Below are 23,716 nucleotides of genomic sequence, written 5' to 3' on the forward strand. Positions count from 1 at the left end.
AGAGATAGGTACACCATGTCCACGTCCACTGAAGAGCAGCTTCGCGACTATCTCAAGCGCACGACGGCCAGCATGCGGGAGTACCGGCAACGGTTGCGTGAGGTCGAGGAAAAGGCCCAGGAACCGATCGCGGTGGTGGGTATGGCGTGTCGTTTTCCGGGGGGTGTGGGTTCTCCGGAGGATCTGTGGGAGTTGGTGCGGGAGGGCCGGGACGCGGTGTCGGGGTTTCCGACGGGTCGGGGGTGGGATCTGGAGGAGTTGTACGATCCGGATCCGGATCCGTCGGCGACGGGGAAGGTGTATGCGTCGGGTGGTGGGTTCCTGCATGAGGCGGACCGGTTCGATGCGGGGTTCTTCGGGATCAGTCCGGTGGAGGCGGCCGCGATGGATCCGCAGCAGCGGTTGCTGCTGGAGAACGCGTGGGAGGCGGTGGAGCGGGCGGGGATCGATCCTGCCTCGCTGCGCGGCAGCGACACCGGAGTCTTCACCGGCATCATGGTGCAGGAGTACATCAGCGCCCTGACCACCCTGCCGGAGGAGTACGAGGGATACGTCGGGACCGGCAACACCTCCAGCGTGGCATCGGGTCGTATCGCTTACACGCTGGGGTTGGAGGGGCCTGCCGTGTCGGTGGACACGGCGTGTTCTTCGTCGTTGGTGGCGATTCATCTGGCGGTGCAGTCGTTGCGCAAGGGTGAGTGTGCGATGGCGTTGGCCGGTGGGGTGACGGTGATGGCGACGCCGCGGACGTTGGTGGAGTTCAGCCGGCAGCGGGGTTTGTCGCCGGATGGTCGGTGTCGTGCGTTCGCGGAGTCGGCGCAGGGGACGGGGTTTTCCGAGGGCAGTGGGCTGTTGTTGCTGGAGCCGTTGTCGCGTGCGCGGGCGAACGGGCATCGGGTGGTGGCGGTGATCCGTGGTTCGGCGACGAATCAGGACGGTGCGAGCAATGGGCTGACCGCGCCGCATGGTCCTTCGCAGGAGCGGGTGATCCGTTCGGCGCTGGGGGATGCGAATCTTGCGCCGGGGGATGTGGATGTCATCGAGGCGCATGGCACGGGGACGGTGCTGGGTGATCCGATCGAGGCCCAGGCGCTGCTGAACACGTATGGGAGGGATCGGGCTTCGGGTGCTCCGGCGTATCTGGGGTCGTTGAAGTCGAACATCGGTCATACCCAGGCCGCGGCGGGTGTGGGCGGTGTGATCAAGATGATCATGGCGATGGAGAATGCCGTTCTTCCGCCCACACTGCATGTGGACGCGCCGACTTCTCAGGTGGACTGGGGGCAGGGGCAGCTTCGGTTGCTGACCGAGTCGGTGCCGTGGCCGGAGCGGGACCGGCCCCGACGGGCCGGTGTCTCCTCGTTCGGGGTGAGTGGCACCAACGCCCACCTCATCCTCGAACACGCGACACCGGATGCCGAAGAGACCGGGGCGACCGGAGAGGCCGATCAGCCGGGCGGCCGTTCCGTTCCGTGGGTGCTGTCCGGGAAGACGCCGCAGGCGCTCCAGGACCAGGCGGCCCGGCTCGCCACCCATCTCGCGGCATGTCCCGGGCTGCGTCCCGTCGACATCGGGCACACCCTGGCCACCGCACGGACCCGCTTCGCCCACCGGGCCGTCATCACCGCCCGGGACCCGCACGCCGCACTCCACGCACTCACCGACGACACACCCCACCCGTATGTCTTCACCACGGCCGCCGAGCCGCTCTCCGGGCAGCCCAGGACGGTCTTCGTCTTTCCCGGTCAGGGCTCCCAGTGGCCCGCGATGGCACAGGAGCTGCTGGTCTCCTCGCCGGTGTTCGCGGCGCGGGTCGAGGAGTGCGCGAAGGCGCTCGCACCACATGTCACCTGGTCGCTCCAGGACGTCCTGAACGGCAGGCCGGGCGCGGCCTCCCTGGACCGGGTGGACGTCGTCCAGCCCGTGCTGTGGGCCGTGATGATCGGTCTGGCCGCGGTGTGGCAGTCCCGGGGCGTACGCCCGGACGCGGTGATCGGGCACTCCCAGGGTGAGATCGCCGCGGCCTGCGTGGCCGGTGCCCTCACCCTTGAGGACTCCGCGAAGATCGTGGCACTGCGGAGCCTGGCGCTGGCCGGTCTGGCGGGCACGGGTGCCATGGCCTCGATCGCCGCACCGGCCGCCGAAGTGCGCGCGAGGCTCGCGGGCGGCCCCGGCGGGGTCGAGATCGCGGCGGTCAACGGGCCGTCCTCCACCGTGGTGTCGGGTGCCCCGGACGCCGTGGACGACCTGGTGGCCCGCTGCCACGCCGACGAGATCGCGGCACGCAGGATCGCCGTGGACTACGCCTCGCACTCCGCGAGCGTGGAACCCCTGCGCGAGCGGCTGGCGGCGGAGCTGGCCGGCATCGCCCCGGTCGACTGCGGCACCGCCTTCTACTCCAGCGTGACCGGCGAGCGGATCGACCCCTCCCGGCTCGACGGCGGGTACTGGTACCGGAACCTCCGGAGCCCGGTGGAGTTCGAACGGGCGGTCCTCGCCGCGGCCGCCGACGGACACGCCGTCTTCGTCGAGTCCAGCCCGCACCCGGTGCTGACCGCGGGCATCGAGGAGACCCTGGCGACCTGGGACGCGCCGACCGTGACGGTGGGTTCGCTCCGCCGCGACCACGGCTCCGAGCAGCAGCTCCTGGACCACGCGGCCCGCCTCCACGCCCAGGGCGTCCCGGTGGACTGGTCGTCGTGGCTGCCGGACGGCCGCCGCGTCGAGCTGCCCACGTACGCCTTCCAGCACACCTCGTACTGGCTGCGCGCGTCCGCGAGCGCCCTGAGCGGAGACGTGACCGGGCTCGGGCTCGGCGTCGCCGCCCACCCGCTGCTGAGGGCCGAGCTCCAGCATCCGGACGGGCGGGAGCGGTCGCTGACCGGCCGGATCTCGCTGCGTACGCACCCCTGGCTGGCCGATCACACGGTCGGTGGCACCGCGGTGCTGCCCGCGAGCGCCTTCGTCGATCTGGTCACCTCCGTGGGCGACCGGGTCGGTGCCGACCGCATCGACGAACTCGCCCTGGAAACACCGCTGTTCCTCGCCCCCGACGCCGCGGTCGACCTCCAGATGACGGTCGAGGCGCTCGCGGGCGACCGCTGGTCGGTGAGCGCGTACGCACGCCCCGCCAAGGACGAGGGCGCCTGGGTGCGCCATGCCCGAGGCGTGCTCTCCCTCGCCGACGGGGCGGTGCCCGAGCTGCCCGTACGGCTGCCGCGCGACGCGGCCCCCGTCGACGTCGCAACGCTCTACGCCGATCTGGCGGCGGCGGGTTACGCGTACGGACCGGCCTTCCAGGGGGTCACCGCCGCGTGGCGCGACGGCGCGGACCTCTACGCCGACCTCCGCCTCCCCGACGGGCTCGACGCCACCGGCCACGGCATCCACCCGGCACTCCTGGACGCCGTCCTGCACCTGACGGCGCGGGACGCCCTGCCCGTGGTCCAGCAGCTCTCCGCCCTCACCGGTGTGGAGCTGTACGCGACCGGGGCCACCACCGCGCGGGTACGGATCACCCCCGCCGCCGGGGGGAGCTTCGAGGTCCTGGTCACCGACGCGGCCGGTCTGCCGGTCCTGCGCATCGGGGAAGCGACCCTGCGGCCGTTCGCCGCCGACCGCGACCGGCCCGGCGCCGCCGGGCACCGCGACGGACTGCTCGTCCTCGACTGGCCGGTGCTCGGCGGGACCGACGCCACCCGTCCCGGCGTCGCCGACGGGCACTGGGCGGTCCTCGGCGGAGCGGAGCCGGACCTCCCGGGCGCGGTCGTCCACTCCGACCTGGCCGCTCTGACGCGTGCCGTCGCCACGGGCGCCGGTGTCCCGGACGTGGTGCTCGTGGCCCCCTCGTACGGCACCGGCTCCTTCCCGGCCGACGCCGACGACGGCCGCGCGGTGGTGTCCACCGCCCACTCCGCCGCCGCGCGTGCGGCGGCCCTAGTCCAGGAATGGCTTGCGCAGGATCGTTTCTCCACGGCGCGTCTCGTCTTCGTGACACGGGGAGCCGTGGCGGCCACCGCGGGCGAGGACGTGACGGACCTCGCCGCTTCCACCGTCTGGGGCCTCCTGCGGTCCGCGCAGTCGGAACACCCCGGCCGCTTCACCCTTCTCGACATCGGCACGGACACCGGCACCACCGCCGAGGACGTCCGCACCGCGCTGGTCGGCGGCCTCGGCCGCGACGAACCCCAGCTCGCCCTGCGCGGCGGCCAGGTCGTGGTACCCCGGCTCGGACGGCCGGGCCCGGAGACCACCGGTACCGCCACGGCACTGACCCCTGGGGGGACGGTGCTGGTCACGGGGGGTACGGGGACGTTGGGTGCGTTGGTGGCGCGTCATCTGGTGGTGCGGTACGGGGTGAGGCGGTTGTTGCTGACGAGTCGTCGTGGGCCGGGTGCCGTGGGTGCGGAGTCGTTGCGGAAGGAGCTTGTGGGGCTGGGTGCGGAGGTGACGATCGCCGCGTGTGATGTGGCGGATCGTGGTGCGCTGGCGGGGCTGCTGGCTTCGGTTCCGGTGGAGCATCCGTTGACGGCGGTGGTGCATACGGCGGGTGTCACGGACGACACGACGGTGGAGGTGTTGTCGCCGGAGCGGTTGACGGCGGTGCTGCGGCCGAAGGTGGACGCGGCGTGGCATCTGCATGAGTTGACGCGTGGGCTGGATCTGTCGGCGTTCGTGTTGTACTCGTCGGTCGCGGGGCTCTTCGGGAACGCGGGGCAGGCCAACTACGCGGCGGCCAACACGTTCCTGGACGCCCTGGCCCAGCACCGCACCGCGCACGGACTGCCCGCCACCTCCCTCGCCTGGGGACTCTGGGAGAACGCCAGCGGCATCACCGCGGCACTGGACGACGCCGCCCGGGAACGCATCCGGAGTTCCGGCATCGCCACGCTCTCCGACGCACAGGCACTGGAGCTCTTCGACCGCGCGATGCGCGGTGTTCCCCCGCTCGTCGCCCCCGTACGCCTCGACACCGCCGCACTGCGGGCCCGCCCCGCCTCGCAACCGCTGCCCGCGATGCTGAGGCGCCTGGTGCGCCGCCCCCGCCGGATCGCGGCCGGGGCGGCCGACACCGGATCCGGCACCGGCGGCCGGCCGCGCGGCCGCGAGGAACTCGACCTGCTGCGCGCGCGGCTCACCGAACACCCCGCCGTACGGCACGCCGTGGTGGCCGACCGGACCGACGAACACGGCACACAGCGGCCCGTCGCCTACGTGGTCCCCGAAACGGACGGATTCTCCGCCGACCGGGTGCTCGACGAGCTGGCCGACCGGCTGCCGCACCCGCTCCCGACGCTCGGGACCGTACCGGCGGACGGCCACGCCGCACCGCTCGCACCGGAGGCCGCCCCGAACGGGGCCGGTGCGCCGCGCACCGCGCGGGAGGAGATCCTGTGCGCCCTGATCGCCGAGGTGCTCGGCCTGGCACGGGTCGGCAGGAACGAAGGATTCTTCGACCTGGGCGGCCACTCGCTGCTCGCCACCCGGCTCGTCAGCCGCATCCGCTCGGTCCTGGGGACGGAACTGGCCGTCAGCACCCTCTTCGACACCCCGAACGCGGCCGCCCTGGCCGAACAGCTCGGCGCCGACGGCGGTGGCGGCGGGCGACGCCCCGCACTGCTCCCCGTACCCCGCCCGGACACCCTGCCGCTCTCCTTCGCCCAGCAACGCCTCTGGTTCCTGCACAAGCTGGAAGGCCCCTCGGCGACGTACAACGTCCCGCTCGCCCTGTGGATGAGCGGCGGCCTGGACCACGACGCCCTGGAAACCGCGCTCAACGACGTCCTGGCCCGGCACGAGTCGCTGCGCACGGTCTTCCCGGAACAGGACGGCCTGCCCTGCCAGGACATCCTCGCCCCGGACCGCGTACGCCTGGAGCTGCGGACCACCGATGTCGCCCGGGAGGACCTGACGGCCGCGCTCGCCGCGGCCGCGCGCCACGAGTTCGACCTGTCGGCCGAGATCCCGCTCCGGGCCCGGCTGCTGCGCACCGGGCCCACCGAACACGTGCTCATGATCGTGCTGCACCACATCGCGGGCGACGGATGGTCCGTGGTGCCCCTCGCCCGCGACCTGGCCGCCGCCTACCGCGAGCGGAGCCGGGGCGAGCACCCGACGTGGCGCCCGCTGCCGGTGCAGTACGCCGACTACACGCTGTGGCAGCGCGATCTGCTCGGCGCCGCCACCGATCCCGACAGCCTGTTCGGGCAGCAGGTCGCGTACTGGCGCGGCCAACTGGCCGACCTCCCCGACCAGGTGACGGTCCCCATGGACCGCCCGAGGCCCGCCGTGGCCTCGTACGAGGGCGAGGTGACCCGCTTCCGGCTCGACCCCGAGCTGCACCGGGCGCTGAGCGAACTGGCCCGCTCCCACGACGCCACCGTGTTCATGGTCCTGCACGCGGCGATGGCCGCGCTGATGACCCGCCTCGGAGCGGGCACCGACATCCCGCTCGGCAGCGGGGTCGCCGGGCGCATGGACGAGGCCCTGGACGACCTGGTGGGCTTCTTCGTCAACATGCTGGTGCTGCGCACCGACACCTCCGGCGATCCGACGTTCACGGAGCTGATCGACCGGGTCCGCGAGACCGGCCTGGCCGCCTACGCCCACCAGGACGTGCCGTTCGAGTACCTGGTGGAGGAGCTCAACCCGCAGCGCTCCAGCGCCCACCACCCGCTGTTCCAGGTCGCGCTGACCCTTCAGACCAATGAGCAGGCCACCTTCGACATGCCCGGCCTGCGGGTGCGCCCGGAGCTGGCCGGCACCGGAACCTCGCGCTTCGACCTGTTCCTCAGCCTCACCGAGAGCCATGACGCGGACGGCGAACCCACCGGGATCGACGCGTACGCCGAGTACGCGACGGAACTCTTCGACGCCGGGACCATCGGGACACTGATCGCCCGCTGGACCCGGATGCTGTCCGTGATGGCGGCGGACCCCGGACGCACCATCGGAGACAGCGACATCCTCACCGCCGGGGAGCGCACCGGGATCGCGGAGAGCTGGGCCGACACCTCGGCGCCGGACGACGGGCCCACCCTGGTGGAGTCCTTCCAGGCCCACGCCGCGCGCGCACCACAGGCCCTCGCGGTCGTCGCCGACGGCGAACACCTCACGTACGCGGAGCTCGACGCACGGGCCAACCGCATCGCGCACTGGCTGATCGGCCGGGGCGTCGGGCCCGAGCGGACGGTCGCCGTCGTGTTCGAGCGCTCGGCGGAACTGACCGCCGCCGTCCTCGGCGTGCTCAAGGCCGGTGCGGCCTATCTGCCGATCGACCCCGACTACCCGGGCGACCGGGTGGCGCACATGCTCACGGACGCCCGTCCGGCGCTGATCCTCACCACCACCGCGCTGGCGGGGCTGCTGCCGGAGACCGGCGGGATCGACGTCGCCGCCCTGGACGCCCCCGGCATCCGCGAGACCGTACGGAACCGCCCGGCGACCGGCCCGACCGGCCAGGACCTGACCGCCCCGCCGCACGCGGACCACCCCGCCTACGTCATCTACACCTCCGGGTCCACCGGCCGCCCCAAGGGCGTGGTGGTCGCGCACCGGGGCATCGCGAGCCTGGCGTCGACCCTGCGCCGGGAGTGCCGCGTCGACGACACCTCACGGGTGCTCCAGCTCTCGTCGCCCAGCTTCGACGCCGCCGTACTGGAAATGGTGATGGCCCTCACCTCCGGTGCCGCACTGGTCATCGGGTCCCGCAACCGGCTCGTCGGCGAGGAACTGGCCCAGGTCCTCGCCGAACAGCGGGTCACCCACGCCCTGGTCCCGCCCTCGGTACTGGCCACCCTTCCCGCGGGCTCCGCCGAACGGCTGACGGACTTCGCCACCCTGATCGTGGGAGCGGAGGCCTGCCCGCCCGACCTCGTCGAGCAGTGGTCCGCCGGACGGCTGATGGTCAACGCGTACGGACCGACCGAGTCCACCGTGTGCGCCGCCATGAGCGGACCCCTCAGCGGCCGCGAAGCACCGATCGGCGGGCCCGTGGACGGCGCCAGGGTGTACGTCCTGGACGAGCGGCTCCGGCTGGTCCCCCCGGGGGTCCGGGGAGAGCTCTATCTGACGGGCGCGGGCCTGGCCCGCGGCTATCTCGACCGGCCCGGCCTCACCGCCGAACGCTTCGTCGCCGACCCCTACGGCCCCGCCGGCTCCCGGATGTACCGCACCGGCGACATGGCACGCTGGTCCGCCGACGGCCGGCTCCACTTCGCCGGACGGGCCGACCAGCAGGTCAAGATCCGGGGCTTCCGGATCGAGCCGGGCGAGATCGAGGCCGCACTGCGCGAACGGCCGGGCGTCGCCCGCGCCGTCGTGGTCGTCCGCGAGGACACCCCCGGCGACCAGCGCCTGGTCGCCTATGTGGTGCCCGACGCGGACGCGGCTCCGGCCGGCGGCACGACCGCCGCCCCGGACTCCGGCGACGGCCCCACCGCGGACCCGGGCGCCGTCGCCGAACAGGTCGGCGAATGGCGGGACATCTACGACTCCGTCTATGCCGGTGCCGACACCGAACGACCCGGACTGGGCCAGGACTTCACCGGCTGGAACAGCTCCTACAGCAACGAGCCGATCCCGCTCGACGAGATGCGCGACTGGCGCGACGCCGCCGTCACCCGGATCATGGAGGCCGCCCCGCGCCGGATCATGGAGATCGGCGTCGGCTCGGGCCTGCTGCTCGGCCCGCTGGTGCCGCAGGTGGAGTCGTACTGGGCGACCGACTTCTCGGCACCGACGATCGAGCGGCTGACCAGCCAGGTCGAAGCGGCGGGCTGGAGCGACCGGGTCACCCTGGACTGCCGGTCCGCCGATGTGACCGAGGGGCTGCCCACCGGCTTCTTCGACACGGTGGTCCTCAACTCGATCGTCCAGTACTTCCCCGACGCCGACTACTTCGCCCGGGTCCTGGACGGAGCGCTGGACCTGCTGGCACCCGGCGGCCGCATCGTCGTCGGAGACGTCCGCAACCGCGCCTCGCTGCGCGCCTTCCAGACCGCGATCCACGCCGAACGGGCCGACGCGGGTGACCTGGACACCGAGCAGGGACCCGAGGGGCGGGACACCGGTTCCGACCGGATGCGGACCGCCGTCGAACGCGCCATGGTCGTGGAGAAGGAGCTGGTCATCGAGCCCGACTTCTTCACCGCGTGGGCCGGGCGCCACGACACCGTGGGCGCCGTCGACATCCGTCTCAAGCGCGGCGCCCACCACAACGAACTGACCCGGCACCGCTACGAGGTGGTGCTGCACAAGACCCCGTCGCCCGCGTCGACGGTGGACCTCTCCGCACTTCCCGAACTGGTGTGGGGCCAGGACCTCGACAGCCTGACGGCACTGCCCGCCGCACTCGCCGGGCACTCCGGCCCGGTGCGCGTGACCGGACTGGTCAACAGCCGTCTGGCGGCGGAGGTCGCCGCCGCGCGGGCGCTGGCACGCAGCGCACCCCTGGAACGCATCCGCCGGGAGCTGTCCGGCACGGACGCCGGGCCGGACACGGAGCACGGCTCCACCGCCCCGGCCGAGCCCCGGCCCACGGGAGTGGACCCCGAATCCCTGACCCGCTGGGCCGGAGAACACGGCTACCAGGTACTGACGACCTGGTCGGCGAAGGCCGTCGACGCCTTCGAAGCGGTGTTCCTGCCCGCCCGCGCCGCCACACCGGACAGCACGGTCTACGCGGACCTCTACCGCCCGACGCACACCGGCAGGCCGCTCCGCTCCCTGGTCAACAACCCCCTGGGCACACGCACCACCGGGCAGCTCCTCGCGGGCCTCAGGGACGCACTGCGCGAACGGCTCCCCGAGTACATGGTGCCGTCCGCCGTCGTGGCGATCGAGGAGATGCCGCTGACCCCGAGCGGCAAGCTCGACCGGCGGGCGCTGCCCGCACCCGACTACACCTCGGCGAACCGCCGCGCCCCCCGCACCCCGCACGAAGAGGTCTTCTGCACGCTCTTCTCCGAGGTGCTCGGGCTCACCGAGGCCGGTGTGGACGACGGGTTCTTCGACCTGGGCGGCCACTCGCTGCTCGCCACCCGTCTCATCAGCCGCGTACGTGCCGCGCTGGGCGTGGAAATGCCGCTGCGGGTCCTCTTCGAGTACCCGACACCGGCCGGCCTGGCCGACTGGCTCGACACCACCCGGGCCGGAACCACCGGTGCCCCGTCCCGCCCGGACCTGCTGCCTGCGGTGCGTCCGGAGGTGTTGCCGTTGTCGTTCGCCCAGCAGCGGTTGTGGTTCCTGCACGAGCTGGAGGGGCCGTCGGCGACGTACAACATGCCGTTGGCGTTGCGTCTGTCCGGTGAGCTGGACGAGGGGGCGTTGCGTGGGGCGCTGGGTGATGTCCTGGTACGCCATGAGTCGCTGCGGACCCTGTTCAGGGACCGTGCGGGCGCTCCGCGGCAGGTGATTCTCGGTGCGGACGAGGCCGAGGTGCCGTTGACGGTGGTCGATGTGACGGAGGCGGAGCTGTCGGGTGCGCTGGACGGGGCGGCGCGGTACGCGTTCGATCTGCGTGCGGAGATTCCGGTGCGGGCGAGTCTGTTCCGGGTCGCGGACGGCGAGTGTGTGTTGTTGATCCTGTTGCATCACATCGCGGGTGACGGGTGGTCGCTGGCGCCGTTGGCGCGGGACTTGGTGTCGGCGTATTCGGCGCGTCTGGAGGGGCGTTCGGGTGCGTTGGAGCCGTTGCCGGTGCAGTACGCCGACTACACGCTGTGGCAGCGTGAGCTGCTGGGCGACGCCGGGGATGCGGAGAGCCCGCTGAGCCGCCAGATGGCGTACTGGCGTGGTCGGCTGGCCGACCTCCCGGAACTGGTGACGATTCCCGCCGACCGGCCCCGGCCCCCCGTGGCCACGTACGCGGGTGACGTACGGCAATTCGGCCTGGATGCCGGGCTGCACGAGCGGATCGCCCGCATCGCGCGTGAGTGCGATGCGACGGTGTACATGGTGTTGCAGGCGTCGTTGGCGGCGCTGCTGACGCGCCTGGGCGCCGGTACGGATGTGCCGATCGGGAGCCCTGTCGCGGGGCGTAGCGATGAGGCGCTGGATGAGCTGGTGGGTGTGTTCATCAACACCTTGGTTCTGCGTACGGACACCTCCGGTGATCCGTCGTTCCGGGAGCTGGTCGCCCGGGTGCGGGAGACGAGCCTGGGGGCGTTCGCCCACCAGGACGTGCCGTTCGAGCACCTGGTGGAGGAGCTGAACCCGCAGCGCTCGACCGCCCACCACCCGCTGTTCCAGATCATGCTGGCGCTCCAGAACAACGAGCAGCCCGACTTCGAACTCCCGGGCCTCCGCGTCCGGCACGAGGCCCTGCACTCCGGCGTCTCCCGGGTGGACCTGACGCTGAGCCTCACCGAGCAGCACGACGAGCAGGGGCGGCCCGCCGGGATCGAGGGGTTCGCGGAGTACGCGACCGACCTCTACGACCCCCGGACCATCAGCACGCTCATCACCCGCTGGACCGGCTTCCTGGAGGCCCTGACCACCCGGCCCGAGCAGCCCGTCACCCACGCCGACATCCTCACCGCCGAGGAGACCCGGACGTTCCGGGCGGACTGGGCGACGGCAGCCGGAGCCCGCACCGAACGGACCCTCGCCGAGGCGTTCCGTGCACAGGTCGAGAACGCCCCGGACGCCGTCGCGGTGGTCGCGGGCGAGGTCACGCTCACCTACGCGCAGCTCGACGCCCGTGCCGAACGGCTGGCCCGGGAGCTCGTGCGGCGCGGCGTGGGCACCGAACACGTGGTGGCGCTCGCCCTGTCACGCTCGGCGAGCTTCGTGGTGGCCGTGCTGGCCGTCATGAAGGCGGGCGGCGCCTATGTCTCCCTCGACGAGCGGTACCCGCAGAGCCAGATCCGGATGATGTGGACGGACAACGCCGTCACCGTGCTGCTGGCCGACAGCCCCTCGCGCGTACCCGAATTCGTACCCGGGTCGCAGGTCCTGCTGCTCGGACCGGAGCTCGCCACCGAGGACCCGGCCACCCCGGACGGGACGGCCGACCGCGTCGAAGCGGCCTTCCTGCCGGACCAGTTGGCGTGCGTGATCTACACCTCCGGTTCGACGGGCAAGCCCAAGGGCATCGCCCTCACCCACGCCGACATCACGGCGCTGGCCGACGACCCGGTGGTCGGCCGCCACCCGGAACGGGTGCTGCTCCACTCGCCGACCGCCTGGGACTCGTTGCCCCTCGAACTCTGGATGCCGCTGCTGCTCGGGGGCCGCGTCGTGATCGCGCCGGACACACGGCTCGACGCGGCCGCGCTGGGCGACCTCGTCGTGGAGCACCGCATCACCTCCATGTGGATCACGGCCGGTCTGTTCAAGGTCATCGCCGAGGAGTCCCCGGAAGCCTTCGTCCACATGAGGCAGGTCTTCACCGGCGGCGAGGTGGTGCCACCCACGGCGGTCCGGCGCGTGCTGGACGCCTGCCCGGACACCACCGTGATCAACGGCTACGGCCCCGGTGAGACCACCACCTTCGCCACCCTGCACGCGATGGTCCCGCAGGACACACTGCCGACGGCGCTTCCCATCGGCCGCCCCGTCAGCGGCATGCGGGTCTACGTCCTGGACGACCGTCTCGGGCTGACACCGCCCGGTGTCGCGGGCGAGCTCTACGTCGCCGGAGCCGGCATGGCCCGCGGCTACCTCGGCCGGCCCGGTCCGAGCGCGGAGCGCTTCGTCGCGGACCCCTTCGGCCCCGCGGGGTCGCGGATGTACCGCACGGGCGACCTGGCGCGCTGGAACGAGGCCGGACAGGTCGAGTTCGTCGGCCGGGCCGACAGCCAGGTCAAGGTACGGGGATTCCGCATCGAGCCCGGTGAGGTCGAGACGGCACTCCGCGGCCTCCCCGGCGTGACCCAGGCCGCCGCGGTCGTGCACGAGGTACGGGAAGGCGACCGGCGCCTCGTCGGCTACGTCGTGGTCGAGGAGGGCGTCGACCTCTCCGACGCGCGGAACGCGCTGGGGCTGCGCCTGCCGGAATACATGGTGCCCTCGGCCGTCGTGCCGCTGCCCGTACTCCCGCTGACGCCCAACGGCAAGCTGGACCGCCGTGCGCTGCCCGCACCCGACTTCTCCGCCCAGGTCGGCGGACGGGAGCCGCGCACGGAACGGGAGAAGAAGCTGTGCGCGCTCTTCGCCGATGTGCTGAGCCTGGAGCGGGTCGGTGCGGACGACCGGTTCTTCGACCTGGGCGGTCACTCGCTGCTCGCCACGGTGCTCATCAGCCGCATCCGTACCGGACTCGGGGTCGAACTGCCGCTGCGGGCCCTGTTCGAGACACCGACCGTCGCCGGACTGGCGAAGCGGCTGGACGAGGGCCCCGACCCGGACGCGTCGGCCCGCCCCGACCTGGTGCCTGCGGTCCGCCCGGAGACGTTGCCGCTGTCGTACGCGCAGCAGCGACTCTGGTTCCTGCACCGGTTGGAGGGGCCGTCGGCGACGTACAACATGCCGCTGACCCTGCGCCTCTCCGGTGAGCTGGACATCGACCTGCTCCGGGCTGCGCTGGACGACGTCCTGGCGCGCCACGAGGCTCTGCGCACCCACTTCACCGAGACCGGCGGCGAACCCCGGCAGACCATCCGCGCGGCGGCGGACGCCCGGATCGACTGGGCGGTGCACGAGGTCGACGCACGGGAACTCGACGCGCGGCTCTCCCGGGCCGCACGCCACGCCTTCGATCTGTCCCGTGAACTCCCGGTGCGGGCAAGCCTGTTCCGGGTCGCGGACGGCGAGTGCGTGCTGCTGATCCTGTTGCATCACATCGCGGGTGACGGGTGGTCGCTGGCGCCGCTGGCGCGGGATCTGGTGTCGGCGTATTCGGCGCGTCTGGAGGGGCGTTCGGGTGCGCTGGAGCCGTTGCCGGTGCAGTACGCCGACTACACGCTGTGGCAGCGTGAACTGCTGGGCGACGCCGGGGACGAGGGCAGTGCGCTGAGCCGGCAGGTGGCCTACTGGCGTGGCCGGCTGGCCGACCTCCCGGAACTGGTGACGGCCCCCGCCGACCGGCCCCGGCCCGCTGTCGCGTCGTACGCGGGTGAGGTGGCGCGGTTCGGTGTGGACGCCGGGCTGCACGAGCGCATCGCGCGGATCGCGCGTGAGTGCGATGCGACGGTGTACATGGTGTTGCAGGCGTCGTTGGCGGCGCTGCTGACGCGTCTGGGCGCCGGTACGGACGTGGCGATCGGGAGTCCCGTCGCGGGGCGTACCGATGAGGCGCTGGATGAGCTGGTGGGAGTGTTCATCAACACGCTCGTCCTGCGCACGGACACGTCCGGTGATCCGTCGTTCCGGGAGCTGGTCGCCCGGGTGCGGGAGACGAGTCTGGGGGCGTTCGCTCACCAGGACGTGCCGTTCGAGCACCTGGTCGAGGAGCTGAACCCGCAGCGCTCGACCGCCCACCACCCGCTGTTCCAGATCATGCTGACGCTCCAGAACAACGAGCAGCCCGACTTCCGGCTCCCGGGGCTCCGCGTACGGACGGAAGACCTGCACTCCGGTGTCTCCCGCATGGACCTGACGCTGAGCCTCACCGAACAGCGTGACGAACACGGGCGGCCCGCCGGGATCGAGGGAATCGCGGAGTACGCGACCGACCTCTACGACCCGGGGACCATCACCACCCTGACCACCCGCTGGACGGACCTCCTGGAGGCCCTGACCACCCGGCCCGAGCAGCCGGTCACCCACGCCGACATCCTCACCGCCGAAGAGCGCCGCCAGGTGCTCGCGGAGTGGAACGACACCGGGCACGAGGTGCCCGACACCACGCTGCCGGAGCTGTTCGCCGCCCAGGCCGCACGAACCCCGGACGCACTCGCGCTCCTCGACGGGGACACGGAACTGACCTACGCGCAGCTCGACGCACGCGCCAACCGGCTGGCCCGGAAGCTGGCCGATCGAGGCGTACGGCCGGGTGGCACGGTCGCCGTGGCGCTGCCGCGCTCGGTCGAGCTGGTCGTGGCGCTGCTGGCCGTGCACAAGGCGGGCGCGGCGTACCTTCCGCTGGACCTGGACTATCCGGCGGAGCGGCTCGCGTTCATGCGGGCCGACGCCCGGCCCGATCTCGTGCTCGACGACCTCGACGCCATCGCCGCGCTGACCGGCACGGCCGCCGTGGACGGTTCGGAACACGGCCCGTCCGTGGCCCTGTCGCCCGAGCTGCCCGCGTACGTGATCTACACCTCGGGTTCCACCGGCCGGGCGAAGGGGGTCGTGATCCCGCAGCGCGGCGTCGTGAACCGCCTGCTCTGGATGCAGAACACCTACCGGCTCTCGGCCGACGACCGCGTACTCCAGAAGACCCCGTCGAGCTTCGACGTGTCGGTGTGGGAGTTCTTCTGGCCGCTGATCACCGGCGCGACGCTGGTCATGGCCGCTCCGCAGGGGCACAAGGACCCGGCCTACCTGGCCGGACTGATCAAGGACCAGGGCATCACCACGGCACACTTCGTCCCGTCGATGCTGGATGTCTTCCTCGCCGAACCCGCCGCCGCACAGTGCACCACGCTGCGCCGGGTGATCTGTAGCGGCGAGGCACTGTCCGCCGGGCTGGCGGAGCGCTTCCGCTCGGCCCTCGGAGCCGAGCTGCACAACCTCTACGGCCCCACCGAGGCATCGATCGACGTCACGGCCTGGCCCTGCCTCACGGACACCGGGGTGGTGCCGATCGGCCGTCCGGTCTGGAACACCCGGACGTATGTGCTCGACGCGGCGCTGCGCCCGGTCCCGCCGGGCGTCGCGGGTGAGCTGTACCTGGCCGGTACCCAGCTGGCGCTGGGCTATCTGAACCGTCCCGGACTGACCTCCGAGCGGTTCGTCGCAGACCCGTACGGCGCCGCCGGCTCCCGGATGTACCGCACCGGAGACCTCGCCCGCTGGACCCGGGAAGGCGTGCTGGAGTTCCTCGGCAGGTCGGACGACCAGGTCAAGATCCGTGGCTTCCGCATCGAACTCGGCGAGATCGAGGCCGCGTTGACGGACCACCCGTCCGTCGGCGCCGCGGTGGTGGTCGAGCGCCAGGGGCAACTGGCCGCCTACCTGGTGGCCGCGGCGGACGCGGAAGCGACGCCGGACACGGAGGCGATCCGGGTGCACCTCGGTGGATCGCTGCCCGCCTACATGGTTCCGGCGGCTCTGATGACTCTGCCGGAACTGCCGCTGACCGCCAACGGCAAGCTGGACCGCCGTGCGCTGCCCGCACCCGACTTCGCGCGACTGGTGTCCGGACGGGAGCCGCGCACGGATCGCGAGAGGGCGCTCTGCGCGGCATTCGCCGACGTACTGGGGCTCGACACGGTGGGCGCCGACGACGACTTCTTCAGGCTCGGGGGGCACTCGCTGCTGGTCATGCGGCTGGTGAGCAGGATCCGGGACCGCCTGGGCATGGAGATCGCGGTACGTACCGTCTTCGACGCCCCGACCCCCGCCGCTCTCGCCGCCCTTGTGGACGCCGACGCGCCGCAGCGCGCCGCGCTGGTGCCTGTGGTGCGTCCGGAGGTGTTGCCGTTGTCGTTCGCCCAGCAGCGGTTGTGGTTCCTGTACGAGTTGGAGGGGCCGTCGGCGACGTACAACATGCCGTTGGCGTTGCGTCTGTCCGGTGAGCTGGACGAGGGGGCGTTGCGCGGGGCGCTGGGCGATGTCCTGGTACGCCATGAGTCGCTGCGGACGGTGTTCCGCGATGTGGAGGGCGGCCGGCCCCACCAGGTGGTCCTGCCCGCCGAGGACGTCCGGATGGGTTGGTGGTCCGGTCGGGTGACGGAGGCGGAGTTGCCGGGTGCGCTGGATGGGGCGGCGCGGTACGCGTTCGATCTGCATGCGGAGATTCCGGTGCGGGCGAGTCTGTTCCGGGTCGCGGACGGCGAGTGTGTGTTGTTGATCCTGTTGCATCACATTGCGGGTGACGGGTGGTCGCTGGCGCCGTTGGCGCGGGATCTGGTGTCGGCGTATTCGGCGCGTCTGGAGGGGCGTTCGGGTGCGTTGGAGCCGTTGCCGGTGCAGTACGCCGACTACACGCTGTGGCAGCGTGAGCTGCTGGGCGACGCCGGGGACGCGGAGAGCCCACTGAGCGGGCAGGTGGCCTACTGGCGCGGCCGGCTCGCCGGGCTTCCTGAGCTGGTGACCGTTCCCGGTGACCGGCCCCGGCCCGCTGTCGCGTCGTACGCGGGTGAGGTGGCGCGGTTCGGTGTGGGTGCCGGGTTGCACGAGCGGATCGCGCGGATCGCGCGTGGGTGCGATGCGACGGTGTACATGGTGTTGCAGGCGTCGTTGGCGGCGCTGCTGACGCGTCTGGGCGCCGGTACGGATGTGCCGATCGGCAGCCCCGTTGCGGGGCGTACGGATGAGGCGCTGGATGAGCTGGTGGGTGTGTTCATCAACACGCTCGTCCTGCGTACGGACACGTCGGGTGATCCGTCGTTCAGGGAGTTGGTCGCCCGGGTGCGGGAGACGAGCCTGGAGGCATTCGCTCACCAGGACGTGCCGTTCGAGCATTTGGTGGAGGAGCTGAATCCTCGGCGCTCGACCGCCCACCACCCGTTGTTCCAGGTCATGCTGGCGCTTCAGAACAACGAGCAGCCGGACTTCCGGCTTCCGGGGCTCCGGGTGCGGGCGGAGGACCTGCACTCGGGTGTTTCCCGGATGGATCTGACGCTGAGCCTGATCGAACGCCACGACGAGCAGGGGCGGCCCGCCGGGATCGAAGGGTTCGCGGAGTACGCGACCGATCTCTACGACCCGGGGACCATCACCACCCTGACCGGCCGCTGGACCGCCCTCCTGGAGGCCCTGACCACCCGGCCCGAGCAGCCCGTCACCCACGCCGACATCCTCACCACCGAGGAGAACGAGCAGCTGCTCAGGGCCCAGGACCACACCGCGCACGAGGACCCCGGGACCGCGTGGCTCGCCGACTTCCAGGAGCTGGCCGTACACGCCGCAGGCGTCCCGGCGCTGGAACACGACGGCGGGACGGTGACGTACGAGGAGCTGAACGCGCGGGCCAACCGCGTCGCGCACTGGCTCACGGGACTCGGCGCCGGTGCGGGCCGGGAGATCGCCGTGCTCCTCGACCGGTCCGTCGACCGGGTCGCCACCCTGCTCGGTGTGCTCAAGACCGGTGCCGCGTGTCTGGCCCTGGACCCGGAGCACCCCGTCGCGTACACCGCGCGCCTGATCGGTGAGGCGGCTCCCGCGCTGGTCGTCACCGAGGGCCCGGCCGCGGACCGCTTCGGGGGTTCGCTGCCCGACGGGTGCGTGGTCGTGTCGCCGGACCGGCCCGACGCGGCGGCGGCTCTGCGGGCCTGCCCGGAGAGCGACCCCGCGGACGCCGTTCCCGCCGACCGGACCTCCTGGGCGCGGCCGGCGTTCGTGACCCGCACGTCCGATGCCGAGGGCAGGCCCGTACGCGTCGACATACCGCATCTGCATCTCGCCCGACTGGCCGGTTCGCTCCGGCACGGGGCCGAGGTGAACGGGGACTCCCGCGTCTCGTGCCCGGCATCACCCGGTACCGACGCGGAACTGATCGAGCTGTCCGCGCTCGCGACGGGGGCCACGGTGGTTCTCACCGCACCCGGCCGACCGGTCGGCGCGGAGTTGACGAGGGTGCTCGACGAGCACCGGATCACCCACGCGGTGCTCGCACCGGCGCAGCTGGTCGCGTCGTCCGACGCGACGGCCACCCCGCCGGACGGGGTGTCCACCCTGGTCGTCCTCGGCGAACCGGACGCGCCGGGGCTCCTCGCGCGTGCGTCCGGCGGCCGCCGGACGGTCCGGGTCCTCGGGCCCACCGGGCTGCCGCTCGTCGCCCCGCCTTCCTACGTACTGGACGGGCGGCTCCGGCCGACGCCGTACGGCGTACCCGGCTCCCTGTACCTCGTCGGCTCCGGGCAGGCTCCGGACGGCGTGGGGGCCGATGGCAGCAGTGGCACGGCGTGGCTGCCCGCCGAGCTGAACGGCCCGGACGGGGCATGGATGTACCGCACCGGGGACGTGGCGTGCCGCGAGCGCGACGGCGGACTGCGGCTCGTCGGCCGGGACGACACACGGGTCGTTCTGCGGGGCACGGCCTTCGACCTCGCCGAGGTCGAAGCGGTCCTGCGCGACCTGCCCGGTGTGACCCAGGCGGTCGTGACGCTCCATGAGGACCCGGCGGGCGAACGGCGGCTGGTGGCCCATGTGGTCCCCGCCGTCGCGAACCAGTTCTCCGTCATCCGGGTGCACGACGAGCTGACGGATGCGCTCCCCGCCCCGCTGGTGCCGTCCGCCGTGGTCGTGCTGGAGGCCCTGCCGACGGCGTCCGACGGGACGGTGGACCGTCGCGCCCTGCCCGAACCCGACTACGCGCCGCTCACCGAACGCGCGCCGCGCACTCCACGGGAGGTGGTGCTGTGCGGGCTGTTCGCCGAGATGCTCGGTGTGGCGAAGGTCGGCGTGGACGACGGGTTCTTCGGCCTGGGCGGCCACTCGCTGCTCGCCACCCGGCTGGTCAGCCGGATCCGCGCGGTGCTCGGGGTGGACCTGTCGCTACGGGCCCTGTTCGAGACGCCGACCGTCGCCGGACTGGCGCGACGCCTCGACGAGGCCGAGGTGCGGCAGCGGACCGCGTTGGTGCCTGTGGTGCGTCCGGAGGTGTTGCCGTTGTCGTTCGCCCAGCAGCGGTTGTGGTTCCTGTACGAGTTGGAGGGGCCGTCGGCGACGTACAACATGCCGTTGGCGTTGCGTCTGTCCGGTGAGCTGGACGAGGGGGCGTTGCGTGGGGCGCTGGGCGATGTCCTGGTGCGTCATGAGTCGTTGCGGACCCTGTTCAGGGATCGTGCGGGTTCTCCACGTCAGGTGATTCTCGGTGCGGACGAGGCCGAGGTGCCGTTGACGGTGGTCGATGTGGCCGGGGCGGAGCTGTCGGGTGCGCTGGATGGGGCGGCGCGGTACGCGTTCGATCTGCATGCGGAGATTCCGGTGCGGGCGAGTCTGTTCCGGGTGTCCCGTGGCGAGTGCGTGTTGTTGATCCTGTTGCATCACATCGCGGGTGACGGGTGGTCGCTGGCGCCGTTGGCGCGGGACCTGGTGTCGGCGTATTCGGCGCGTCTGGAGGGGCGTTCGGGTGCGCTGGAGCCGTTGCCGGTGCAGTACGCCGACTACACGCTGTGGCAGCGTGAGCTGCTGGGCGACGCCGGGGACGAGGGCAGTGCGCTGAGCCGGCAGGTGGCGTACTGGCGTGGCCGGCTGGCCGACCTTCCGGAACTGGTGACGATTCCCGCCGACCGGCCCCGGCCCCCCGTGGCCACGTACGCGGGTGACGTACGGCAATTCGGCCTGGATGCAGGGTTGCACGAGCGGATCGCCCGCATCGCGCGTGAGTGTGATGCGACGGTGTACATGGTGTTGCAGGCGTCGTTGGCCGCGTTGCTGACCCGCTTGGGCGCTGGTACGGATGTGCCGATTGGCAGTCCTGTCGCCGGGCGTACGGATGAGGCGCTGGATGAGCTGGTGGGTGTGTTCATCAACACGCTCGTCCTGCGTACGGACACCTCCGGTGATCCGTCGTTCCGGGAGCTGGTCGCCCGGGTGCGGGAGACGAGTCTGGGGGCGTTCGCTCACCAGGACGTGCCGTTCGAGCATTTGGTGGAGGAGCTGAATCCTCGGCGCTCGACCGCCCACCACCCGTTGTTCCAGGTCATGCTGGCGCTCCAGAACAACGAGCAGCCGGACTTCCGGCTTCCGGGGCTCCGGGTGCGGGCGGAGGACCTGCATTCGGGTGTTTCCCGGATGGATCTGACGCTGAGTCTGGTCGAACGGCATGACGGGCAGGGGCGGCCCGCCGGGATCGAGGGGTTCGCGGAGTACGCGACCGATCTCTACGACCCGGGGACCATCACCACCCTGACCGGTCGCTGGACGGCCCTCCTGGAGGCCCTGACCACCCGGCCCGAGCAGCCCGTCACCCACGCCGACATCCTCACCACCGAGGAACGCCGGGGGATCACCGACGAATGGCGCGGCACCAGCGGGGAGTTCCCGCGCGAGACGGTTCCCGAGCTGTTCGCCGCCCAGGCCGCCCGCACCCCGGACGCCACCGCCGTCGTCCATGACGGCACCGAGTGGTCGTACGCCGAGCTGGACGCGCGGGCCAACCGCATCGCGCACTGGCTGACGGAGAACGGGGCGGGCCCCGGGAACCTCGTCGCCGTCCTGCTGGAACGCTCGCCGGACCTGATCGCCACCCTGCTCGGCGTACTCAAGTCGGGCGCCGCGTATCTGCCCGTCGACCCGGAGTACCCCGCGCCCCGCGTCGCGCACATGCTCACCGACGCGACACCGGTCCTGGCGGTGACCACCTCCGGGCTGACGGGGCTGCTCCCGGACGGGGCGGACATCCCCGTCCTCGTCCTGGACGCGCCCGGCCACCGGTCCGCGCTCGACGCGCTGCCGGACACCGCCGCCGGGGCCGGCACGGGACGGCCGCTCGACCCGGGGCACCCGGCGTACGTGATCTACACCTCGGGTTCCACCGGCACGCCCAAGGGCGTGGTGCTGCCGCACGGGGCGCTGTCGAACTTCCTCGCGGACATGGCCGTACGGTTCCCCCTGCACGCGGAGGACCGCTGGGTCGCGGTGACCACCGTCGGGTTCGACATCTCCGCCCTGGAGATCTATCTGCCGCTCCTCCACGGGGCCACCCTGGTGCTCGCCGCCCGCGACACCGTCCGCACCCCGGACGCGCTGGCCGACCTCATCAGGGACAGCGGGGCGACCATCGCCCAGGCCACACCGACCCTGTGGCGCGCACTCGTCGACGTACGCACCGACGTGCTCGACGGGCTGCGCGTCCTGGTGGGCGGCGAGGCGCTCCCCGCCGACCTGGCCGAGACCCTCGCCGCCCACGCGGCGGGCGTCACCAACCTGTACGGGCCGACGGAGACCACCATCTGGTCCACCGCCTCCACCGTGCTTCCCGGTACCCCGCCCGGTCTCGGCGGGCCGATCCTCAACACCCGCACCTATGTGCTGGACGAGCGACTGCGGCTGGTTCCGCCGGGGGTTCCCGGCGAGCTGTACATCGCGGGCGCCGGGCTGGCCCGGGGCTACCTGGGACGGCCGGGGCTGAGCGCCGAGCGGTTCGTGGCCGACCCCTACGGCCCGCCCGGGTCGCGGATGTACCGGACCGGGGACCTCGTGCGCCGGACCGGGGGAGACGGTCTGCGGTTCCTGGGCCGGGCCGACCAGCAGGTCAAGATCCGTGGCTTCCGGATCGAGCCGGGCGAGACCGAATCGGCGCTGCGGGAGCGGCCCGGGGTGTCCGACGCCGTCGTGGTCGTACGGGAGGACCGTACGGGCGATCCACGGCTGGTGGCGTACGTCGTCGGCGCCGACGAGTCCGGCATCGCCGGAATCCGCGACGCGCTGCGGCAGCGGCTCCCGGAACACATGGTGCCGTCGGCGGTCGTGCCGCTCGACGCGCTGCCGACGACGCCCAACGGGAAGCTCGACCGGCGGGCGCTGCCCGCACCCGACTACACGGCCCCGGTCGGCCGTGCGCCGCGCACACCGAACGAGGACGTGCTGAGCGCCCTGTTCCGCGAAGTGCTCCGGCTCGACCGGGTCGGCGTCGACGACGGCTTCTTCGACCTGGGCGGCCACTCGCTGCTCGGCGCCCGGCTGATCGGCCGCGTCCGTGACGTCCTGGGCCTCGAACTCCCGCTCCGGGCCCTGTTCGAGACACCGACCGTGGCCGGACTGGCACGCCGCCTGGACGGGGACGAGAGCCAGGGCGGCGCGTTCGACGTGGTGCTTCCGCTGCGTCCGCAGGGGAGCCGGGCCCCGCTGTTCTGCATCCATCCGGGAGGCGGACTGAGCTGGTCGTACGCGGGGCTGCTGCCGCACCTGGACGCGGACATTCCGGTGTACGGCATCCAGGCGCGGGGGCTGTCCACCCCCGGATACCTCCCGGGGTCCGTCGAAGAGGTGGCCGACGACTACCTCGCCGAGATCACCCGCATCCAGCCGCACGGCCCGTACCACCTGCTGGGGTGGTCCTTCGGAGGCGTCGTGGCCCACGCGATGGCCGCCAGGCTGCGCGAACGGGGCGAGGACGTGCCGTTGCTCGTCCTGCTCGACGCACAGCCCGCCCGTCCCCGGACCGAGGAGGAGGTGGCGGAGGAGGCCGGGCTGGACGCGGCCATGGTGTACCTGACGCTCCTGAAGGCGATCGGGGCGGACCCCGACGGCCCGCTCGGTGCCGAGGAATCCGGGACCGAGCAGGGCACGGACGGCGGCACCCCGCTCACGTACGAGCGGTTCACCCGTCTCGCGCGTCAGCACAACTCGGTGTTCGCCGACTTCGAGGAGGAGCAGTTCGCCGCCATCCTCCAGGTGATGATCAACGACATCCGGATCAGCCCCGAGTACCGGCACGAGCGGGTGCGGACCGATGCCCTGGTCTTCGCGGCCATGGACAAGCCCAAGGACCGGCTCACCCCGGACATGTGGGAGCCCCACGTCGACGGCACCGTCGATTTCCACGAGGTCGACTGCGAGCACGCCGCCATGGCGACTCCCGAGGCCCTGGACGTGATCGGCCCGGTGCTGGCCGACCGGCTCCGGCAGCTCGCCGGCCGGCCGTCGAAGGCCACCGGCCAGGACCCGGCGTAGGCGCACACAGGTGAAGGGGGGCCCGGTCGACGACCGGGCCCCCCTT

General features: G+C 72.2%; 1 protein-coding gene. It reads left to right on the plus strand.

The genetic code is table 11. The features are described from left to right. Window positions 1-15: 15 nt before the first annotated feature. Window positions 16-23,670: a non-ribosomal peptide synthase/polyketide synthase gene (locus ACFVFH_RS29300; protein WP_383774058.1), complete on the plus strand. Its 23,655-nt coding sequence runs from the start codon at window positions 16-18 to the stop codon at window positions 23,668-23,670. Window positions 23,671-23,716 lie beyond the last annotated feature (46 nt).

Origin of the sequence: Streptomyces sp. NPDC057697 (genome assembly GCF_042799335.1) — a bacterium.
GTDB lineage: Bacteria > Actinomycetota > Actinomycetes > Streptomycetales > Streptomycetaceae > Streptomyces.

Coding starts and splice junctions, on each gene's coding strand:
- ACFVFH_RS29300 (WP_383774058.1), top strand. CDS start 16: ATGTCCACGTCCACTGAAGAGCAGCTTCGCGACTATCTCAAGCGCACG.